Annotated in this window: 1 protein-coding gene; it reads left to right on the top strand. The window is 69.5% G+C overall.

The genetic code is table 11. The features are described from left to right. Positions 1–4: 4 nt before the first annotated feature. Positions 5–23461, top strand: coding sequence for a non-ribosomal peptide synthase/polyketide synthase (locus tag M4V62_RS11900; protein ID WP_249587233.1), 23457 nt, complete (start codon positions 5–7; stop codon positions 23459–23461). Position 23462: the final 1 nt, after the last annotated feature.

Raw genomic sequence — 23462 nt, 5'->3', positions numbered from 1 at the left:
ACACATGAGTACCGAGGACTCCATGCAGCACAGCTCTGACGCCGTCCGTGACGAGCTTCTCCGTCGGCGACTCAGCGGCCGCGGCGGCCGCCGGCGTTCCGGGATCGGGCGCGCCGACCGGACCGGGCCCCTGGTGCTCTCCCATGGGCAACAGCAGATGTGGTTCCTGAACCGCCTCGACCCGAACAGCACCGAGTACCTGGTCCCCCTCGCCTTCCGGCTGCGCGGCCGACTGGACACCGAAGCCCTCCAGCGGGCCTGGTGGGCCGTCCTCGCCCGCCACGAGATCCTGCGCACCCGCTATGCCATGGCCGACGGCCGGCCCGTGCAGGTCGTCGACGGGCCCGTGGACGTCCCCCTGGTGCCGCAGGACCTCACGGACCTGCCCGCCGACGAGCGGGAGGCGCACGCCGCCGCCCTCGTCGCGCGGTACCTGGACGAGCCCTTCCAGCTGGAGCACGACTGGCCGGTGCGCGCCCGGCTCCTGCGCCTCGCCTCGGACGATCACCTGCTCACCGTCGTCTTCCACCACATTGCCTGCGACGCGTGGTCCAACCGTCTGTTCGCCACCGAACTCAGCGCCCTCTACGCGGCCTTCACCGACGAAGCCGATGCCACGCTGCCGCCGCTCGCGGTGCAGTACGCCGACTACGCGCAATGGCAGCGCCAGGAGGTGTCGGGCGCGGCCCTGGAGCGCCAGCTGAGCTACTGGCGGGACCAGCTCGTGGGCATCCGCCCCCTCGATCTGCCGGCCGACAGGCCGCGGCCCGCAGTGCGCGAGCACGACGGCGCCGAGGTCACGTTCCCGCTGCCGGACGAGGTCGCGCCGCGCGTCCGGGACCTGGCGGCCCGGCACGACACCACGCCCTTCGTGGTGTTCCTGACGGCCCTTCAGGCGCTCGTCTCGCGCTACACCGGTGACAACGACGTCGTCGTGGGCACCGTCGCCAGCGGCCGCACCCGCCCCGAGCTCCAGAATGTCTTCGGCTACTGCATCAATACCCTCGCCATGCGTGCCACCTGGGACGACTCCACCTCCTTCGGTGAACTCGTCGACAAGGGCCGACAGTCCCTGATCGACGCCTACGACCATCAGGCGGTGCCGTTCGCCCAACTCGTGGCCGAACTGCAGCCGGAGCGCGACCTGTCCCGCACCCCCCTCTATCAGGTCGCCTTCACCTTCCACGAGTCCGACCGCGAGGGGGGCTTCACCCTGCCGGGGATGGACGTCACGCCTTACGGGGCGTCCGGCAGCGTCGCCAAGTGCGATCTCGAACTGCGGGTCGGCGAGAACGCCGACGGCTCGTACGAGACCCGGCTCACCTACGCCACCGCACTCTTCGACGAGACCACCGTGCGACGCATGGCCTCCCACTTCGTACGCCTCCTCGACCAGGCGACCCGCACCCCCGACGCCGCCGTCACCGCATTCGACCTCCTCGACACCGACGAGCTGGCCGTCGTGCTGGGTGCGGGCCCGGCTCCGGTGGTGGGTTCGTCGTGTCGGCCGTTGCACGAGGTGTTCGAGGAGCGGGTGCGGGAGACGCCGGAGGCCGTGGCGGTCGTCGCGGGTGACGTGGAGCTGTCGTACGGCGAAGTGAACGAGCGGGCGAACCGTCTCGCGCATGTGCTGCGGGATGCCGGGGTCGGCGCGGAGTCGCTGGTCGGTGTCTGCCTGGAGCGCGGAGCGGACCTGGTGCCGTCGCTGCTGGGTGTGCTGAAGGCCGGCGGTGGCTATGTGCCGTTGGATCCGGTGAACCCGGCGGAGCGGTTGCGGTTCGTGCTGGCGGACGCCGGGGCATCGGTCCTGGTGACGTCGGCCGAGCTCGACCGGACGGTGGAGTTCGCGGGCCGGGTGGTCGTGCTGGACGGCGCGGACGCCGAGGTGATCGCGCAGGCGCCGGCCGGGAATCCGGCGCCGGTGTCGGAGGCGTCGAACACGGCGTACGTGATCTACACGTCGGGATCGACCGGACGTCCGAAGGGCGTGGTGGTCCCGCACTCGAACGTGGTGCGTCTTGTGGAGACGGCACACGAACACTTCGCGTTCGACGCATCGGATGTCTTCTCGCTGTTCCATTCCTTCGCGTTCGACGTCTCGGTCTTCGAGATGTGGGGAGCGCTGCTCTTCGGCGGCAGCATCGTCGTGGTCGAGCGTGAGGTGACCCGTTCCCCGGAGGACTTCCTCGACCTGCTGGTGGAGCGCGGGGTGACGGTGCTGAGCCAGACACCGACCGCCTTCCGGTCGCTGGTGGTCGCCGCGGGTGCGGGGGACGAGCGGGTCGAGAGGCTTTCCCTGCGCGCGGTGGTGTTCGCCGGCGAGAAGCTGGAGATGCCCGAACTCACCCCGTGGGTCGAGCGGTTGGGTCTTGACCGGCCGGTCCTCGTGAACATGTACGGGATCACCGAGACGACCGTGCATACGACGTACCACCGGGTGGCGGAGGCTGACCTGGAGCCTGCCGGCGGCAACCCGGTGGGGCGGCCCTTGGATGATCTGAGGGTGTACCTCCTTGACCGGTCGGGCCGGTTGGTTCCGGTGGGTGTGCCGGGGGAGATCCACGTCGCGGGCCCGGGTGTGGCCCGGGGGTATCTGAACCGGCCCGAGCTGACGGCGGAGCGGTTCGTGCCCGATCCGTTCGGCGGGACCGGCGCCCGGTTGTACCGCAGCGGGGACCTCGCGGTGCGTCGTTCGGACGGGAGCCTGGACTTCCTGGGCCGGATCGACGACCAGGTGAAGATCCGGGGTTTCCGGATCGAGCTGGGCGAGATCGAGGTCGCGCTGGCCGGGCAGGACGGCGTACGCGAGGCGGTCGTCGTCACCCGCGAGAGCGCTTCGGGGGACCGGTCTCTGGTGGGGTACGTGGTGCCGCAGGCCGGTGTCACGGTAGATGTGGCGGCGGTGCGGGCCGGGTTGGGCCGTCTGCTGCCCGCGTACATGGTCCCGTCGGCGGTCGTGGTGCTGGACGCCCTGCCCTTGACGGTGAACGGGAAGCTCGACAAGCGGGAGCTGCCCGCGCCGGACGAGGACGCGTTCGCGCACGCGGAGTTCGTGGCGCCGCGCACACCGGCCGAGGAGCGGATCGCCGGGGTCTGGCGTGACGTCCTTGGCGTGGAGAAGGTCGGCGTGCAGGACTCGTTCTTCGACCTGGGCGGCGACTCCATCCGCGCGGTCGCCCTCGTCGGCGACCTGCGCGCCCAGGGCGTCGACGTCGCGGTGCGGGACGTGTTCGCACAGCGCACGGTCGCTGCCCTGGCCGAACTCGTGCGTGACCGCGGCGAGTTGGATGCGGCCGCACAGCGCTTCGTCGCGCCGTTCGAGCTGGTCGACGACGAGACGCGCGCCCTGCTGCCGGACGACGTCGTCGACGCCTACCCCCTCACCCAGATCCAGGCCGGGATGGTCGTGGAGATGCTGGCCGACACGGGCCAGAACAACTACCACAACGTCAGTTCCTTCCGGATCCGGGACACCAGGACCTTCCTCCCGGACGCCTTCCGCGCGGCGGTCGAGCGGGTCGTCGCCCGGCACGAGGTGCTGCGCACCTCCATCCACCTCACCGACCTTCCCGTACCGCTCCAGATGGTCCACGCCGACGCCGAGCTCCCGGTCGCCATGGGCGACTTGACGGACCTGGCGCCGGAGGGCCGGGAAGCGGCCCTGCGCGCCTACATCGCCGAGGAACGGTCGAAGCCCTTCGACCTCGGCACCCCCTCACTGATGCGCTTCGGCGTCCACCTCACCGGTGACGGCGGCTGGTGGCTCTCCGTCACCGAGTGCCACCCGATCCTGGAGGGCTGGAGCCACCACTCCCTCCTGATGGAGGTCCTGACCTGCTATCGGCAGTACGCCGACGGCACGGAACTCGACCCCTACGACCTCCCCGACGTGCGCTTCGCGGATACTGTCGCGGCCGAACTCGCCTCCCTGGCCTCCGAGGAGGACCCCGCCTACTGGCGGGGCGTGGTGGGCGGCGGCGAGAAGGTGTCCCTGCCGACCGGCTGGGGCGACGAGCCGACCGGGCCCCGGACGAAGCATCAGGTGGGCATCGGCTGGGGCGACCTAGAGGACGGCCTGCGCGCGCTCGCGTCCCGCGCCGGAGCGTCCCTGAAGAGCGTCATGATGTCGGCCCACGTGAAGGTCATGAGTCAGCTGACCGACGCGGAGACCTTCCACACCGGCCTGGTCTACGACGTCCGCCCCGAGGTCCTCGGCGCTGACCGGGTGCACGGCATGTACCTCAACACCCTGCCGTTCCCCGCGGACCGCACGGCAGGCACCTGGCTGGACCTGGTCCGCCAGGTCTTCGCCCGCGAGGTGGAGACGTGGTCGCACCGCCGGTACCCGCTGCCCGCCATCCAGCGTGACTCCGGTGGTACGCAGCGACTCATCGACATCTTCTTCAACTACCAGGACTTCCGTCAGGTCGACGTCGACCTGGTCGACGGCACCGTCGGATTCGACGACAGCCCCACCGAGTTCCCGCTGACCGTCTCCTCGCGCAACCAGCACGTGTACCTGACCGCCGACTCATGGACGCTCAGCCGGGCCAACGCCGAGCGCATCGCGGGCATGTACCGTGCCGTCCTCGCGGCGATGGCGCACGAGGCCGACGGCGACGCCCGAGCCACCTACCTGCCCGCGGGCGAGCGCCACGCGCTGACCGGCGCCTGGGCGACCAACCCCGGTCCGCTGCCCGGACGTACGGTCCGCGAGGCGTTCGAGACACAGGCCGACGCGACCCCCGACGCCACGGCCGTGTCCGTCGACGGCACCACCATCAGTTACGCGGAACTCGACGCGCGCGCCAACCGGTACGCACACCATCTGCGCTCGCTGGGCGTCGGCCCCGAGTCCGTCGTCGCCGTGCTCCTGGACCGCGGGCCCGAACTCCTCGCCGTACTGCTGGGTGTCTGGAAGGCCGGTGGCGCCTACCTGCCGCTCGACGCGGTCTTCCCGGACGAGCGGATCGGGCACATGCTCGCCGACGCGCGGGCCGTGGTGACCGTCACCCAGGAGACGCATGCCGAGCGCGTCTCCGCGGTGTCCGACCGGCCGACCGTGCTGGTGGACCGCGACCGGCACCTCGTCGACGCGTGCCCGGCGGAGCGGCCGGGGACACCGGCCGGTCCCGACATCCTGGACACCCTCGCCTACATGATCTACACGTCCGGTTCCACCGGTCTGTCCAAGGGCGTCCTGGTGACCCACGGCGGCCTGGCCAACCACGTCGAGTGGGCCGTGGGCGAACTCGCCGCCCGTGGCACCGGCGGCGCGCCGCTGTTCTCGTCGATCGCCTTCGACCTGGTCGTTCCCAACCTCTGGGTACCGCTCGTCGTCGGACAGACCGTGCACCTGCTCCCGCACGACCTGGACCTGGGCGAGCTCGGCCGGCACGTCGCCGCGGCCGGCCCCTACAGCTTCATCAAGCTCACCCCGGCCCACCTCGACATCCTGAACCAGCAGCTCACCGCCGAGCAGGCCGCCGGCCTCACGTCCGTCCTCGTCGTCGCCGGAGAGGCGCTCACCCGACGTGTGGTCCAGGGGTGGCGCGACCTGGCCCCCGACACCCCCCTGATCAACGAGTACGGCCCGACGGAAGCCTCCGTGGGCACCTGCGTCCACCCGGTCGAAGGCCCCCTGCACACCGACGTGGTGCCGATCGGCAGCCCGCTGCCGAACGTACGGATGCACGTGCTCGACCCGTACTGCGAGCCCGTCCCGGTCGGTGTCCCGGGCGAGCTGTACGTCGGAGGCACCGGCGTCGCCCGCGGCTACGCGGGCCGGCCCGAGCTGACCGCCGACAAGTTCGTGCCCGATCCCTTCGGGGAGCCCGGCGCCAGGCTCTACCGGACCGGCGACCTGGTACGGGTGCTGCCGGGCGGCGTCGTGGACTTCATCGGACGCACCGACGGCCAGGTGAAGATCCGCGGCTACCGAGTCGAACTCGGCGAGATCGAGGCCGCCCTCACCCAGCTCCCGGAGGTCGACGAGGCCCGCGTCCTGCTGCGCGAGGACACCCCCGGGGAGCGGCAGCTCGTCGCCTACCTCGTGCCCGCCGGCGACGGCACCCCCGAGCCCGGCACACTCCGTGCCGCCCTGTCCCGCACGCTTCCCGACTACATGGTGCCGTACGCCTTCGTGGACGTGGACACCATGCCGCTCAACGCCAACGGGAAGCTCGACGTCCCCGCCCTGCCCGCACCCGGCACGGACGCCTTCGCGCAGGTGCGCCACATCGCCCCGCGCACCCCCTTGGAGGAACGGGTGGCCGCGGTGTGGCGCGATGCCCTGCCGTCCGCCGCCGCCGGCGTCGAGGACGACTTCTTCGAGGTCGGCGGCGACTCGATCCGTGCCGTCGCCCTGGTCGGCAAGCTCCGTGCCGACGGCTTCGACATCGCCGTACGGGACGTCTTCGACCGGCGCACCATCGCAGGCGTCTGCGAACTCATCAGCGGACGCGGGGAGTTGGAAGCCGGCCGCACGGCCGGAGTGGCGCCCTTCGCGATGATCTCCGCCGAGGACAGGGCGCGCCTGCCGGAGAGCGTCGTCGACGCCTACCCGCTGTCCCAGAACCAGACCGGCATGCTCGTGGAGACCCTGGTCGACGGCGGCCAGAACAACTACCACAACGTCAACGTCTACCGGGTGCACGACGACCGGACCTTCGTCTTCTCCCTGTTCCGACAGGCGGTGCAGGCCGTCACCGCCCGCCACGACGTGCTGCGCACATCCGTCCACCTGAACGGCTTCTCCGAGCCGATGCAGCTCGTGCACGCCGACGCCGAAGTCAGCTGCGTCAGCAAGGACCTCAGGGACCTGGACGAGCAGGCGCGGGACGAGGCCCTGAAGGCGTACGTCACTGCGGAACGCATGGACCCCTTCGACCTCCGGGTCGCCTTCCCCCTGCTGCGGGTCGCCGCGCACGTCGTGGACGACGCCACCTGGTACTGCGCGTTCACCCAGAGCCACGCGATCCTGGACGGCTGGAGCAACCAGCTGCTCCTCAAGGACATCGTGCAGACCTATCGAGCCCTGCGGGACGGCACGGACCCCGTGCCGCAAGCTGCGCCGCTCGTCAGGCTCGCCGACTCCGTGGCCGCCGAGCGCGCGGCTCTCGCCTCCGACGAGGACCGCGCGTACTGGCGCGACGTCGTCGCGGACCACGCCAGGACTGCCGTACCGGCCACGTGGCACGGCGACCTGTCCGCGCCCGCCGAGGTCGTCCACGCGGTGGTCGACTACCGGGACCTGGACGGGGCGCTGCGCGAGGCCGCAGCCGCGGCGCGGGTCTCACTCAAGAGCGTGATCGTCGCCGCGCACGTGAAGGTGATGAGCCAGCTCACCGACGAACAGGCCTTCCACACCGGCCTGGTGACCCACAGCCGCCCCGAGGCCGCCGGAGCCGACCAGATCCTCGGCACGTTCCTCAACACACTGCCGTTCCCCGCCGAGCGGCCGACCGGAACCTGGCGCGAGCTGGTGCGCAAGGTCTCCGACCGGGAGATCGAGACCTGGTCCCACCGGCACTTTCCCATGCCTGCCATTCCCAGGGAGCTGGGCTCCGGGCGGCTGGTGGACATCTTCTTCAGCTACCTCGACTTCCACCGGCTCGACAGCGTCGACGCCGAGGAAGGCGCGGGCCTCAACGACAGCCCCACCGAGTTCGGCCTCAGCGTCAGCGCCCTGGGCGGACTGATCACCCTGCGCAGCAACACCCATGTCCTCAGTCGTGCCAATGGTGAGCGTCTGGTGGCGATGTACCGGGGTGTGCTCGCGGCGATGGCTGCTGACTTCGATGGGGATGCGGGGGCGGTGTTCCTGCCTGCGGGGGAGGGGGCGTGGCTGCTGGATGCGGGGCAGGGGGAATCGGCGCAGGTTCCGCTGCGTTCGGTTCTGGACCGTTTCGAGGAGCAGGTTGGTCGTACGCCTGATGCGGCGGCGGTTGTTCATGGTGGGGATGTCGTGTCGTATGCGGCTCTTGATGTCCGGGCGAACCGGATCGCGCATCGGCTGCGGGAGTTGGGGGTGGGTGCTGAGTCGGCTGTGGGTGTGCTGTTGGACCGTTGCACTGATTTGCCGGCCGTGTTGCTGGGTGTGTGGAAGGCGGGTGGCGCCTATGTGCCGGTGGATCCGAAGGCTCCCGATGAGCGGACCCGGTATGCGTTGAGTGATGCCGCGGTGAGTGTTCTGGTCACCGACAGTGCGCTCGTGGAGTCGGTTGCTGGTGCGGTTGCTGCGCCGTGTCTGCTGCTGGACCGTGAGTCGGAGGGGATCGACGCGTTGCCGGCCACGGCTCCGTCACGCGTCACCGACCTGGACCAGTTGGCGTATGTGATCTATACGTCCGGTTCCACAGGCCGCCCCAAGGGTGTGCAGACGACGCAGCGGGGTCTGGCCAACTATCTGGACTGGTCTGTGGCGGGTTATCTGTCGGAGGGGGGTGGTGGGGCGCCGCTGTTCTCGTCGGTTGCTTTTGATGTGGTGGTGACGACGCTGTATGCGCCGTTGATCACGGGGCGGCCGTTGCACATTCTGCCTGCGGATGCGGACCTCTCCGAGCTGGGTGAGCTCCTGAGGGCTCAGGGTCCGTATGACTTCATCAAGCTCACGCCGAGTCATCTGGACCTGCTGCTGCCCCAGTTGGCGGACGCGGGTGAGGGTGTTGTTCCGCTGGCCAGGACGTTGATTCCTGGTGGTGATGCGCTGTCGCGGGAGAGTGCGTCGCGGTGGAGTGGGTTGTTCGGTGGGGCACGGGTGATCAATGAGTACGGGCCGACGGAGATTACGGTCGGTAATAGTTTCTTCCCTGCGTCGGAGCCGTTCGAGGGGGAGATTTTGCCCATCGGTCGGCCGATTCCCGGGACGAGCATGTATGTGCTGGACGGGGAGATGCGGTTGGTGCCGGTGGGTGTCACCGGTGAGGTGTGTGTCGGTGGTGAGTGTCTGGCGCGGGGGTATGCGGGCCGGGCGGACCTGACAGCGGACAAGTTTGTGCCCGATCCCTTCGGGGAGCCCGGCGCCAGGCTGTACCGGACGGGGGATCTGGCGCGTGTGTTGCCGGATGGCAACCTTGAGTTCCGGGGCCGGGTCGACGATCAGGTGAAGATCCGCGGGTTCCGGGTCGAACTCGGCGACATCGAGGTCGCGCTGGCCGGACAGGACGGCGTACGCGAGGCAGTCATGGTCGCCCGCGAGAACCAGACCCTGGTGGGTTACGTCGTGCCGCAGGCCGGTGTCACGGTGGATGTGGCGGAAGTACGGGCCAGGCTGGGGCGGGTCCTGCCGGAGTACATGGTGCCGTCGGCCATCGTGGTCCTGGACGCGATGCCGCTGACCGTGAACGGGAAGCCGGACAAGCGGGCACTGCCCGCACCGGACGAAGACGCCTTCGCCCAAGCGGAGTTCGTGGCACCGCGTACATCCACGGAGGAGCGGATCGCGGAGGTCTGGCGTGACGTCCTGGGCGTGGAACGGGTCGGCGTGCAGGACTCCTTCTTCGACCTCGGCGGCGACTCCATCCGCGCGGTCTCCCTCGTCGGCGCCCTGCGCGCCCAAGGCATCGACGTCGCGGTGCGGGACGTATTCGCGCAGCGCACCGTGGAAGCGCTGGCAGAACTCGTGGCTCCACGCGGTGAGTTGAGCGAGGAAGCCCAGCGATCCGTCGCGCCGTTCGAGCTGATCGACGCCGAGACACGCGGTCAGTTGCCGGACGGCGTCGTCGACGCCTATCCGCTGTCCCAGATCCAGACCGGCATGGTCGTCGAGATGCTCACCGACAAGGGCCGCAACCGCTACCACAGTTGCGCCTTGCACCGGGTCCCCGACGACCGGCCCTTCGACGAGGCCGCCCTGCGCGAAGCCCTCCGCGTCGTCGCGAGCCGCCAGGACGTGCTGCGCACCTCCTTCGACCTGACCTCGTACTCCGTGCCGATACAGCTGGTCCACGCCGACGTGCGGATCCCGCTCGCGGTACGCGACCTGCGCGGGCTGAGCGACGAGGAGCACCGCCAAAGCCTGAACGACTTCTTCGAGACCGAACGCACCGACGTCTTCGACCTGGCCGTCGCCCCGCTCCTGCGGGTGACCGTCCTGCTGGAGGAGGACGGCTGGCGCCTCGCCTTCACCCAGTTCCACGCCATCACCGAAGGCTGGGGGCACCACGTCTTCCTGATGGAACTCCTCAACATCTACGGACAGTTGGCCGAGGGTACGTCCCCCGCCGCCCATGAGGCCCCGGCCGTGCGCTTCGCCGACACCGTCGCCGGGGAGCTCGCCTCCCTCGCCCTGCCGGAGGACCGGGCCTACTGGACCGCGCTCGTCGAGGACCGGACTCCCCTCACCCTGCCGGCCGGTTGGGGAGCGGACGACGAACTCGAACAGGACCTCACTCTCCGCGTCCCGCTCGACGACCTGGAGAAGCCGCTGCGCGCACTGGCCTCGCAGGCGAAGGCCTCCGTCAAGGCCGTGCTTCTCGCCGCTCATCTCAAGGTGATGAGCGGGCTCACCGAGGCACGGCACTTCCACGCGGGCCTGGTGTGCGACGTGCGGCCGGAGGCCCTGGGCGCGGACCGCGTCTACGGCATGTTCCTCAACACCGTGCCCTTCCCCGCCGATCGGCCGATCGGCGGTACGTGGCGTGAGCTGGTTGAACGCGTCCACGAGCAGGAAGTCGACCTGTGGGCGCACCGTCGGTTCCCGCTGCCGGAGATCACGCGTGCGGTGAGTTCGGGTCAACGGCTGGTCAACGTGGTGTTCAACTACCAGAACTACCACGTCGTCGACCGATCGTTGATCGACGTCGGCATGAGCGCCGGCGGCGGAGCCACCGAGTTCGACCTGAACGTCATCGCCATGGCCCACGGCATCAGCCTGAAGACCACGACGCGTGTCCTCAGTCGTGCCAATGGTGAGCGTCTGGTGGCGATGTACCGGGGTGTGCTTGCGGCGATGGCTGCTGACTTCGATGGGGATGCGGGGGCGGTGTTCCTGCCTGCGGGGGAGGGGGCGTGGCTGCTGGATGCGGGGCAGGGGGAATCGGCGCAGGTTCCGCTGCGTTCGGTTCTGGACCGTTTCGAGGAGCAGGTTGGTCGTACGCCTGATGCGGCGGCGGTTGTTCATGGTGGGGATGTCGTGTCGTATGCGGCTCTTGATGTCCGGGCGAACCGGATCGCGCATCGGTTGCGGGAGTTGGGGGTGGGTGCTGAGTCGGCTGTGGGTGTGCTGTTGGACCGTTGCACGGATTTGCCGGCCGTGTTGCTGGGTGTGTGGAAGGCGGGTGGGGCTTATGTGCCGGTGGATCCGAAGGCGCCCGATGAGCGGACTCGGTATGCGTTGAGTGATGCCGCGGTGAGTGTTCTGGTCACCGACAGTGCGCTCGTGGAGTCGGTTGCTGGTGCGGTTGCTGCGCCGTGTCTGCTGCTGGACCGTGAGTCGGAGGGGATCGATGCGTTGCCGGGGACGGTTCCGGCGCGGGTCACTGATCTGGATCAGTTGGCGTATGTGATCTATACGTCGGGTTCCACGGGGCGTCCCAAGGGTGTGCAGACGACGCAGCGGGGTCTGGCCAACTATCTGGACTGGTCTGTGGCGGGTTATCTGTCGGAGGGGGGTGGTGGGGCGCCGCTGTTCTCGTCGGTTGCTTTTGATGTGGTGGTGACGACGCTGTATGCGCCGTTGATCACGGGTCGGCCGTTGCACATTCTGCCTGCGGATGCGGACCTCTCCGAGCTGGGTGAGCTCCTGAGGGCTCAGGGGCCTTATGACTTCATCAAGCTCACGCCGAGTCATCTGGATCTGTTGCTGCCCCAGTTGGCGGACGCGGGGCAGGACGCGGGTGAGGGTGTGGTTCCGCTGGCCAGGACGTTGATTCCTGGTGGTGATGCGCTGTCGCGGGAGAGTGCGTCGCGGTGGAGTGGGTTGTTCGGTGGGGCGCGGGTGATCAATGAGTACGGGCCGACGGAGATTACGGTCGGTAATAGTTTCTTCCCTGCGTCGGAGCCGTTCGAGGGGGAGATTCTGCCCATCGGTCGGCCGATTCCCGGGACGAGCATGTATGTGCTGGACGGGGAGATGCGGTTGGTGCCGGTGGGTGTCACCGGTGAGGTGTGTGTCGGTGGTGAGTGTCTGGCGCGGGGTTATGCGGGCCGGGCGGACCTGACGGCGGACAAGTTCGTGCCGGACCCGTACGGGGCCCCGGGTGCGCGGCTCTACCGGACCGGCGACCTGGCTCGGGTTCTCCCGGACGGCAATCTCGAATTCCGGGGCCGGGTCGACGATCAGGTGAAGATCCGCGGGTTCCGGGTCGAACTCGGCGACATCGAGGTCGCGCTGGCCGGACAGGACGGCGTACGCGAGGCAGTCGTCGTCACTCGAGAGGCCGCTTCGGGTGACCGGTCCCTGGTGGGATATGTGGTGCCGGAGCCGGGTGGCACCGTGGACGTGGCGGCGGTGCGGGCCGGCCTTGGCCGACTGCTGCCGGAGTACATGGTGCCGTCCGCCGTGGTGGCGCTTGACGCGATGCCGCTGACCGTGAACGGGAAGCCGGACAAGCGGGCACTGCCCGCACCGGACGAAGACGCCTTCGCCCAAGCCGAGTTCGTGGCACCGCGGACACCCGCGGAGGAGCGGATCGCGGAGGTCTGGCGTGACGTCCTGGGCGTGGAACGGGTCGGCGTGCAGGACTCTTTCTTCGACCTCGGCGGCGACTCCATCCGCGCGGTCTCCCTCGTCGGCGCCCTGCGCGCCCAAGGCATCAACATCGGTGTCCAGGAGATCTTCCTGTGCCGCACAGTGGCAGCCCTGGCCGAACTGGTGGGAGACCGTGGTGAGTTGACCTCCTCCGAGCAGCGCTTCACCGCGCCGTTCGAGCTGGTCGACGCCGAGACACGCGCCCAGCTGCCCGACGACGTCGTCGACGCCTACCCCCTCACCCAGAACCAGACCGGCATGCTGGTCGAATCGTTGGCCGGTGACGGGCGCGGGAGTTACCACAATGTCGAGGCCTTCCACGTACGTGATGAGCGGCCCTTCGACTTCGGTGTCTTCGAAGAGGCTGTGCGTGTGGTCGTGGCGCGGCATGAGGTGCTGCGTTCGTCGGTGAGTCTGACGGACTTTGCGGTGCCGTTGCAGTTGGTGCGTGAGGGTGTCGAGGTTCCGTGCGGGTGGCGTGATGTCAGTGGTCTGGGTGAGGAGGCGGTGCGGGCGGAGGTGCTGTCGTTCGTCGAGGCCGAGCGGGCGAACGCATTCGATCTGGCGGGTGCCGGTTCGTTGTTGAGGGTGTTTGCCCATGCGGGGGCCGCGGACGGCTGGATCTGCACGTTGACGCAGCACCACGCGATTCTCGAAGGCTGGAGCTTCTACGCCCTGTCGATGGAGATCGTGGAGTGCTACCGGCGCTTGCGCGATGACACGGGTCCGGATGCGTATGAGGCTCCGCCGGTGCGCTTCGCGGATGCGGTGGCGGCGGAGTTGCAGGCACTTGAGTCGGCGGAGGACCGGGAGTTCTGGTCCGGTGTGGTCGCTGGGCGCGGGCGGTTCGTGGTGCCGTCCGGCTTCGGTGAGTCGGGCATGGCTGAACCGGCACGGCCGGTGGAGCCGGTGCGTGTGCGGGTGGAGCTGGAAGGCGTCCGGGAGGAACTGCTGGCGTTGGCGGCGGCCGAGGATGTGCCGGTCAAGAGCGTGTTGTTGGCGGCGCATGTGAAGGTGCTGGCGCAGTTGTCGCAGGAGGAGGAGTTCTTCACCGGGCTTGTGGGGCACTGCCGGCCGGAGGTGGTGGGGGCGGAGCGGGTGTACGGGATGTTCCTGAACACCATGCCGTTCCTGGTGGATCGCTCGGCGCGTACGTGGCGTGAGCTGGTGCGTCAGGTGTTCGCGCGGGAGGTGGAGGCGTGGCCGCACCGGCACTATCCGATGCCGCAGATCCAGCGTGATGCCGGTCGTGACGGTGCGCGTCTGATCGATGTCCTCTTCAATTACATCGACTTCCAGCAGGGCGCCGAACCCGGACCCGTGAGCACCGTCGTCAGCGAGGGGCCCAACGAGTTCGGCCTGGGTGTGCACGCCCGAGGTTCCGACCACCTGTCCCTCAGCACGAACACCCGGGTCATGACCCGGGCCAACGCCGAACGTCTGGCGGCGATGTACGGCGTGGTCCTTGAGGCCATGGCCACCGACCCCGACGGAGACGCACGCACCACCCGTCTACCTGCTGAGGAGCGCGAAACCATCATGGGAGGAAGTGTCGTGGGTTCCGGTGTGGCGGCTTCGGGTTCTGTGCACGGGCTGTTCGAAGAGCGCGTGCGGTCCTCGCCGGAGGCGGTGGCGGTGGTCGCAGGTGGGGTGGAGTTGTCGTACGGGCAGCTGAACGAGCGGGCGAACCGTCTTGCGCAGGTGCTGCGGAACGCGGGCGTGGGCGCGGAGTCGCTCGTGGGCGTCTGCCTGGAACGGGGGGCGGATCTGCTGCCGTCCCTGCTGGGCGTGATGAAGGCGGGCGGTGGCTATGTGCCGCTGGACCCGGCGAACCCCGTGGAGCGGCTGCGGTTCATGCTGGCGGACTCGGGTGCGTCGGTCCTGGTGACCACCGCCGAGCTCGCCGGGACGGTGGACTTCGCGGGCCGGGTCGTCGTCCTTGACGGCGCGGACGCGGACACGATCGCGCAGGCGCCGGCCGGGGACCTGGTCCCGGTGTCGGAGGCGTCGAATGCGGCGTACGTGATCTACACGTCGGGATCGACCGGGCGCCCCAAGGGCGTCGTCGTGCCGCACTCGAATGTGATGCGGTTGCTGGAGACGACGTACGAGCACTTCGCGTTCGACGAGTCGGACGTCTTCGCGCTGTTCCACTCCTTCGCGTTCGACGTCTCGGTCTTCGAGATGTGGGGAGCTCTGCTCTTCGGCGGCAGCGTGGTCGTGATCGAGCGCGAGGTGGCGCGTTCGCCGGAGGACTTCCTCGATCTGCTGGTGGAGCGTGAGGTGACGGTGCTGTGCCAGACGCCGTCCGCGTTCCGGTCCCTGACAGCGGCAGCGGCCGCGGGGGACAGACGGATACGGCAACTGTCCCTGCGGGCTGTGGTGTTCGCCGGGGAGAAGCTGGAGATACCTGAACTCGCCCCGTGGGTCGAGCGTTTGGGCCTCGGGCGCACGGCTCTGGTGAACATGTTCGGGCCGACGGAGACCACGGTCTATGTCACCTACCACCGCATCGTCAGGCGTGACCTCGAGCCCGGTTCGGGCAATCCGATCGGACGCCCGCTCAACGACCTCAGCATTCACCTCCTTGACCCGTCCGGAAATCTCGTTCCGATGGGTGTCCCGGGTGAGATGCATGTCGCGGGTCCGGCTGTGGCCCGGGGCTATCTGAACCGGCCGGAGCTGACAGCGGAACGGTTCGTGCCGGACCCGTTCGGCGGTCCGGGCGGACGGTTGTACCGCACCGGGGATCTGGCGGTACGACGTCCGGACGGGAGATTGGAGTTCCTGGGCCGGATCGACGACCAGGTGAAGATCCGGGGGTTCAGGGTCGAGCCGGGCGAGATCGAGGTCGCGCTGGCCCGGCAGGAAAGCGTGCGCGAGGCAGTCGTGGTCGCCCGGGAGAACCAGACCCTGGTGGGGTATGTCGTGCCGCAGGCCGGTGCCACGGTGGATGTGGCGGCGATCCGGGCCGGGGTGGGGAGTGTGCTGCCGGACTACATGGTCCCGTCGGCGCTGGTGGTCCTCGACGCTCTGCCGTTGACCCCGAACGGCAAGCTCGACAAGCGGGCGTTGCCGGCGCCGGACGAGGAGGCGTTCGCGCGGGCCGTGTTCATCGCCCCACGCACTCCCCTGGAAGAGCGGATCGCCGGGGTGTGGCGTGACGTCCTGGGCGTGGAGCGGGTCGGCGTGCAGGACTCGTTCTTCGACCTCGGCGGCGACTCGATCCGTGCCGTCACGCTGGTCGGTGCCCTGAGGTCGCACGGCGTCGACATCCGCGTACGCGATGTCCTGGCTCAACGCACAGTGGCGGGCCTTGCCGAACTTGCCGGCGACCGTGCCCCGCTCGCCGACCGCACCTACCGTTCCGTCGCGCCGTTCGAGTTGATCGACGAGAAGACCCGCGCCCAGCTGCCGAGCGATGTCGTGGACGCCTATCCCCTGACTCAGACTCAGACCGGCATGCTGGTCGAGTCGCTGGCCGGGGACGGGCGTGGCAGCTACCACAACGTGATGGCCTTTCATGTGCGTGATGAGCGGCCTTTCGACTTCGGTGTCTTCGATGAGGCTGTGCGTGTGGTCGTGGCGCGGCATGAGGTGCTGCGTTCGTCGGTGAGTCTGACGGATTTCGCGGTGCCGTTGCAGTTGGTGCGTGAGGGTGTCGAGGTTCCGTGTGGGTGGCGTGATGTCAGTGGTCTGGGTGAGGAGGCGGTGCGGGCGGAGGTGCTGTCGTTCGTCGAGGCCGAGCGGGCGAACGCCTTCGATCTGGCGGGCGCCGGTTCGTTGTTGAGGGTGTTTGCCCATGCGGGGGCCGCGGACGGCTGGATCTGCACGTTGACGCAGCACCACGCGATTCTCGAAGGCTGGAGTTACCACGCGCTCCTGATGGAGGTCGTGGGGTGCTATCGGCTTCTGCGTGATGGTGACGGGCTCGGGGAGTACGAGGCTCCGCCGGTGCGCTTCGCGGATGCGGTGGCGGCGGAGTTGCAGGCCCTTGAGTCGGCGGAGGACCGGGAGTTCTGGTCCGGTGTGGTCGCTGGGCGCGGGCGGTTCGTGGTGCCGTCCGGCTTCGGCGGATCGGGGCCGGTGGAGTCGCTGCGTGTGCCGGTGGACCTGGAGGACATCCGGGAGGAACTGCTGGCGTTGGCGGCGGCCGAGGATGTTCCGGTCAAGAGTGTGTTGTTGGCGGCGCATGTGAAGGTGCTGGCGCAGTTGTCGCAGGAGGAGGAGTTCTTCACCGGGCTTGTGGGGCACTGCCGGCCGGAGGTGGTGGGGGCGGAGCGTGTGTACGGGATGTTCCTGAACACCATGCCGTTCCCGGTGGATCGCTCGGCGCGTACGTGGCGTGAGCTGGTGCGTCAGGTGTTCGCGCGGGAGGTGGAGGCGTGGGAGCACCGGCACTATCCGATGCCGCAGGTCCAGCGAGATGCCGGCGGTGACGGCGAGCGGCTGATCGACGTCCTGTTCAGCTACACCGACTTCCACCAGGTCGACTCCGGAGTCATCACCCAGGCGGCGACCAGCGACCCGACAGAGTTCCGGCTGTCCGTACACGCCCTGGGATCAAGGCAGTTGGCGCTCACCACGAACACCCGGGTCATGACCCGAGCCGATGCCGAGCGGTTGGGTGCGATGTATCGCGGGGTGCTTGAGGCCATGGCCGCCGACCTCGACGGGGACACGGGAGCGGTCTTCCTGCCTCCGGGGGAGCGGTCGTGGCTGGTGGACACCGGTCAGGGGGAACCCGTCGAGGCCCCGCTCCGCCTGGTGCTGGATCGCTTCGAGGAGCAGGTTCGCCGTACTCCGCAGGCCACGGCCGTGGTCCACGGTGCGCAGCTCGTCTCTTATGCCGAGCTCGATGCGCGGGCGAACCGGATCGCGCATCGGCTGCGTGAGCTGGGTGTGGGCTGTGAGTCGGTCGTCGGTGTGCTGCTCGATCGGTGTGCTGATGTGCCGGCGGTGCTGCTGGGTGTCTGGAAGGCCGGTGGCGCCTATGTCCCGGTGGACCCGCAGGCTCCGGGTGAGCGCACCCGGTACGCGCTGGGCGATGCTCGGGTGAGTGTCTTGGTCACTGACAGTGCGCATGTGGGGTCGGTCTCCGATGCCGTGGACGGGCCGTGCCTGCTTCTTGACCAGGAGTCGGAGAGCATGGATGCGCTCCCGGCTGCTGCCCCGCCCCGCGTCACGGACCTCGATCTGCTTGCCTACGTGATGTACACCTCTGGTTCCACCGGTCGTCCCAAGGGGGTGCAGATCACTCACCGGGGGCTGGCCAACTACCTGGACTGGGCTGCGGCCGGCTACGTCGGTGACGCCAGTGGTGGGGCGCCGCTGTTCTCGTCGGTCGCCTTCGACCTGGTCGTCACGACGCTGTTCGTCCCCTTGCTCTCCGGCGGGCCCTTGCATGTGTTGCCCGCTGATGCCGATCTGGCGCAGCTGGGGGATCTCCTGAGGGCTCAGGGCCCGTACGACTTCATCAAGCTCACGCCCGCCCATCTGGACCTGCTCCAGCTCCAACTGGCGGACGCGGCGCAGGACACAGTTCCGCTGGCGTCGACCCTGATCCTCGGGGGTGACGCACTGTCCCGGGCCGGCGCGGAGCGGGGAAGCACGCTCTTCGGCGGAGCGCGGGTGATCAATGAGTACGGGCCCACCGAGATCACGGTCGGCAACAGCGTCTTCCATGCCTCCGAGCCGTTCGAGGGCGAGATTTTGCCCATCGGCCGGCCGATCCCGGGGACCAGCATGTATGTGCTCGACGCGGAGATGCGGCTGGTGCCGGTGGGTGTCACCGGTGAGGTGTGTGTCGGTGGTGAGTGTCTGGCGCGGGGTTATGCGGGCCGGGCGGACCTGACGGCGGATCGGTTCGTGCCGGACCCGTACGGGGCCCCGGGTGCGCGGCTCTACCGGACCGGTGACCTGGCGCGTGTGCTGCCGGACGGCAACCTCGAATTCCGCGGCCGGGTCGACGATCAGGTCAAGATCCGGTCGTTCCGGGTCGAACTCGGTGAGGTCGAGGTCGCGCTGGCCGGTCAGGACGGGGTGGGCGAGGCCGTCGTGGTCACATGCGAGGGCGCGTCCGGGGACCCGATTCTGGTGGGGTACGTGGTGCCCCGGGCCGGTGCCACCGTGGATGTGGCCGCGATCCGGGCCGAGTTGGGCCGAGAACTGCCTGAGTACATGATTCCGTCGGCCGTGGTGGCGCTGGAAGCAATGCCGTTGACTGCGAACGGAAAGCCGGACAAGCGGGCGCTTCCCGCGCCGGACGAGGAGGCCTTCGCGCGGGCGGTGTTCGTGGCGCCGCGCACGGCAGCGGAGGAGCGCATCGCCGGGGTGTGGCGTGAGGTGCTCGGCCGGGAGCGGGTCGGGGTGCTGGACTCGTTCTTCGACCTGGGCGGCGACTCCATCCGGGTGGTCGCCCTGGTCGGCGCCCTGCGCGCCCAGGGCATCGACGTGGGTGTGCAGGAGATCTTCCTGCATCGCACCGTGGCCGCACTGACCGAACTGGCCTACGACCGTGGCCCCCTCGGCGACCGGGCCTACCGTCCCGTCCAGCCGTTCGAGCTGGTGGACGACGAGATCCGGGCCGAGCTGCCCGACGACGTCGTCGACGCCTACCCCCTCACCCAGAACCAGACCGGCATGCTGGTCGAGTCGCTCGCCAGCGGCGGCCGGAACTACCACCTGGTCAACTCCGTGCGCATCCGGGACGGTCACCCGTTCTCGGCCGACGCCCTGGTACAAGCCGTCGGCGCCCTGGTCGCGCGGCACGAGGCTCTGCGCACCTCCGTCGACCTGGAAGGCCACCCGGTCCCGATCCAGCGGGTGCACGCGACAGCCGCTCTGCCCATCGGCGTGGTGGACCTGGGACCGCTGGACGCTCGGGAGGAGGAGCGGGCCCTGCAAGATTTCGTGCGGGCGGAGAGTGCCACGCCGTGCTCGCACGACAGCGCGCCGATGATGCGGATCGCGGTCCACCTCTGCCGCGACGGCAGCTGGCAGTTCACGATCAGCCAGTCGCACGTCATCCTGGAGGGCTGGAGCTCCCACGTGCTGATGGCCGAACTGATGACGCTCTACCGGGCGCACCGGGACAGCACGACACCAGAGCCGTACGAGCAGGCACCCACACGATTCGCGGACGTCGTGGCCGCCGAGCTGCGAGCCCTGGACTCCGAGGAGGACCGTGAGTTCTGGCGCGAGGTGGTCACCGGCCGCGCGAAGTACGAGCTCCCGCCCGGCTGGGGCAGCGCGAGCGACGTGCCGCACGAGTCGTACAGCGTTCGGGTTCCCCTGCGCGACCTCGACGCCCGGCTGCGCGCCTTCGCCTCCGGCGCCGAAGTGCCCCTGAAGAGCGTGATGCTGGCCGCGTTCCTCAAGGCCATGGGCGCCTTCAGCGGCGATTCGTCGTTCTTCGTCGGCCTCACCACCCATGTCCGTCCGGAGGTTGCCGGGGCGGAACGCGTACACGGCATGCACCTCAACACCCTGCCGTTCCCCGCTGACCTGAACGCGCCGACCTGGCGTGAACTGGTCCTGCGGGTCTTCGCCCGCGAGACGGCAGCCTGGCCGCACCGGCACTATCCGATGCCGGCCATCCAACGTGAACTGGGGGACGGGCGGCGGCTGATCGACGTCTACTTCAGCTATCAGGACTTCGACCGGTTCGACGGCAGCATGGCCGATCAGTCCGCGAGCTATGGATTCAGTACGAACGAGTTCCCGTTCTCGGTCGCCACCGGCGACGGCTTCCTCAGTCTGCGGACCAACACCCAGGCGGTCAGTCGCGAGAACATGGAACGGATGGCAGAGGTCTTCCGAGCCGTCCTCGTCTCGATGGCCGATGATCCGGACGGGGACGCCCTCGCGACCTTGCTGCCGGCCGCCGACCGTGTCCTGGTCGACAGAGCTCGCCGGCCGAGGGACGAACCGCTGCCCCCGCAAGACCTGTGCTCCCTGATCGAGGAGCAGGCCGCGCGCACTCCGCAGGCGACCGCCGTGATCGACGGTGCCCGCGTTCTGTCGTACGCCGAACTCGATGCCGGAGCGGAGCGGCTGGCCCGTCGGCTGCGTTCCCTCGGCATCGCGGAGCGCCCTGCCGAGGAATCGGTCGTCGGCGTCCTCCTCGAGCGGGGCACGCAACTCGTGGTCTCCCTGCTCGCGGTGTGGAAGGCCGGCGCCGCATACCTGCCCATCGACCCCTCGTCCCCCCGGCCGCGCGTCATCGACACACTGCGCGATGCGGGCGTCTCGGTCGTGGTCACGGACGACGCCCTGCGCGAGCGGCTGCCCGACGACTTCGGCGACGGCGTCGTCATCGCCGACGACGACGTCCGGGATCCGGCCCCCGCGCCGGCCGTCGTCAAGGACCGGGTCCGCGACCTGGACCGTACGGCGTACGTGATCTACACATCAGGTTCGACGGGCCGGCCCAAGGGCGTGCAGGTCACCCACCGCGGCCTGCTCAACCACGTCCGCTGGGCCGTGGACGAGCTGGCGGCCCGGGGCACCGGAGGCGCGCCGCTGTTCTCGTCGGTCGCCTTCGACCTGGTCGTTCCCAACCTGTGGGCCCCGCTGGTGGCCGGGCAGCCGGTGACGGTGTTCCCCGGCACGCTGCCCCTTGACGAGCTGGGGAGCCACCTCGCCGACGCGGCGCCCTTCAGCTTCGTGAAGCTCACCCCCGCCCATCTGGAGCTGCTCACCGCCCAGTTGACGGCGGAACAGGCGAACTCGCTCGCATCGGTCGTGGTCGTGGCAGGTGAGGCCCTGACCCGCCGGGTGGTCGACTCCTGGCGGAAGCTCGCCCCCCATGTGGAGCTGGTCAACGAGTACGGGCCGACGGAGACGACCGTCGGGGCCTGCACCTTCACCCTGGGCGACTGCGCGCCGGCGGAGGTGGTGCCCATCGGCCACGCCCTCCCGGACGTGCGCATGTACGTCCTGGACGCATGGGGCGAGCGCGTCCCGGTCGGCGTGCCGGGAGAGCTCTGCGTCGGCGGTGCCGGCGTCGCCCGTGGCTATGTGGACCGCCCCGGACTGACGGCCGAGCGATTCCTGCCCGATCCGTTCGGCGTGCCCGGGAGCCGCATGTATCGCACAGGCGACCGGGTGCGCATGCTGGCCGACGGCGCCATCGATTTCCTGGGGCGCATGGACGACCAGGTCAAGATCCGCGGCTACCGCGTCGAACCGGCGGAGGTCCGTGCCGCGCTCACCGCGCACGAGGCGGTCGGTGAGGCGTTCGTCCTCGTCGACGAACCCGCCCCCGGCGAACGCCGGTTGGTGGCCTACGTCGTACCGGAGCAGGCGGACGAGGCGGCGGCGCCGACCGAGACCGAACTGCGCGCGCACTGCACGGCGCACCTGCCCGAGTACATGGTGCCCTCGGCATTCGTCCCGCTGGAGCGGCTGCCGCTCAACCCCAACGGCAAGATCGACCGGACCGCCCTGCCGGACCCGGACCAGCAGCTCCAGGACATGGGGCGCGAGTACCTCGCCCCCGTGGAGCCCACCGCACGGGCCCTGGCCGACATCTGGTCCACGGTCCTTGGCCGGGAGCGCATCTCCCTCGACGACAACTTCTTCGAGCTGGGCGGCCACTCGATCCTGGTCATCCACGCCGTCGCCATGGCCCACCAGGCCGGGCTGCCGCTCTCGCTGTTCCTCCTCTACCAGCACCCGACGCTGGGGGAGCTGGCGGCGGCCTTGGACGCCTCGACCCCGCAGCCTGCGCACCCGCCCGTCGTGGCGCCGCCGAGCGAGCTGGTGCCCGGGGCGGCAGAGGCGCTGGCACGCGGCCATGTGCCCGGTGCCGCGGTCGCCGTGCTGCGCGGCGGGGAGCTGGTGGCCGTGGAGACCTTCGGCGCACTCACCGCAGAGGGCTCGGACGCCGTCAGGCCCGACACGCTCTTCCCGGTGGGTTCCATGAGTAAGCACGTCACCTCGTTCGCCGTGCTGCGTATGGCCGACGAAGGCGCGCTTGACCTCGACGCGGACGTCAACGAGTACCTGACGGGCTGGCGGGTCCCCGGCAGCTCCGGCGAACCCCCCGTGACCCTGCGGCACTTGCTGGGCCACCTGTCCGGGCTTTCCTTGCTCCAGAGCAAGGGCTTCCCACGCAGTCAGGAGCCCGCCGCCACCTTGCTCGACCTGCTGCAGGGACGGCCGCCGGCGACCAACCCGCCGGTCACCCGAGAACTGCCGCCGGGCAGCGTATTCCGCAAGGCCAACGCCAACTTCTCCGTCGTACAGCAAGTGCTCACCGACGTCACCGGGGAACCGTTCCCCGAACTCATGCGGACGCTCGTCCTGGACCCGCTGGGCATGCGCGACAGCAGCTTCGACCAGCGCCACCCGCAGACCTCCGGGCGGCCCGTGGCCCTCGGGCACACCGAGGAGGGGGCGCCGCTCGCGGACGGCTGGCTGCTGCGTCCCGACATGGCGGCCGCCGGCCTGTGGAGCACCGCCGTCGACATGGCACGACTGGCCCTCGCCGTACGCGGCTCCCGGCTGGGCAGGCCGCTCGCACCGCTCTCCGCCCACCGCGCCGAGGAGATGCTGACACCCCACCGGGCCAGCGCCTACGGACTCGGCACGGTGATCGACAGCACGGGCGGCGAGGTGTACTTCGGCCACGGCGGTGAAGCCGTCGGGTACCGCGGCCTGACGCTGTGCGGCCTGCACTCCGGAACCGGCTGGGTCGCCCTGACCAACGGTCCGGGCGGCCTCCACCTGATCAGAGCCCTGGAAATGACCGACCGGAGGAAATGAC

The organism is Streptomyces durmitorensis (genome assembly GCF_023498005.1).
In the GTDB taxonomy this organism is placed as follows: domain Bacteria; phylum Actinomycetota; class Actinomycetes; order Streptomycetales; family Streptomycetaceae; genus Streptomyces; species Streptomyces durmitorensis.
The sequence above is the reverse complement of the archived record's forward strand: the minus strand, read 5'-3'. Positions and strand labels throughout refer to the sequence as shown.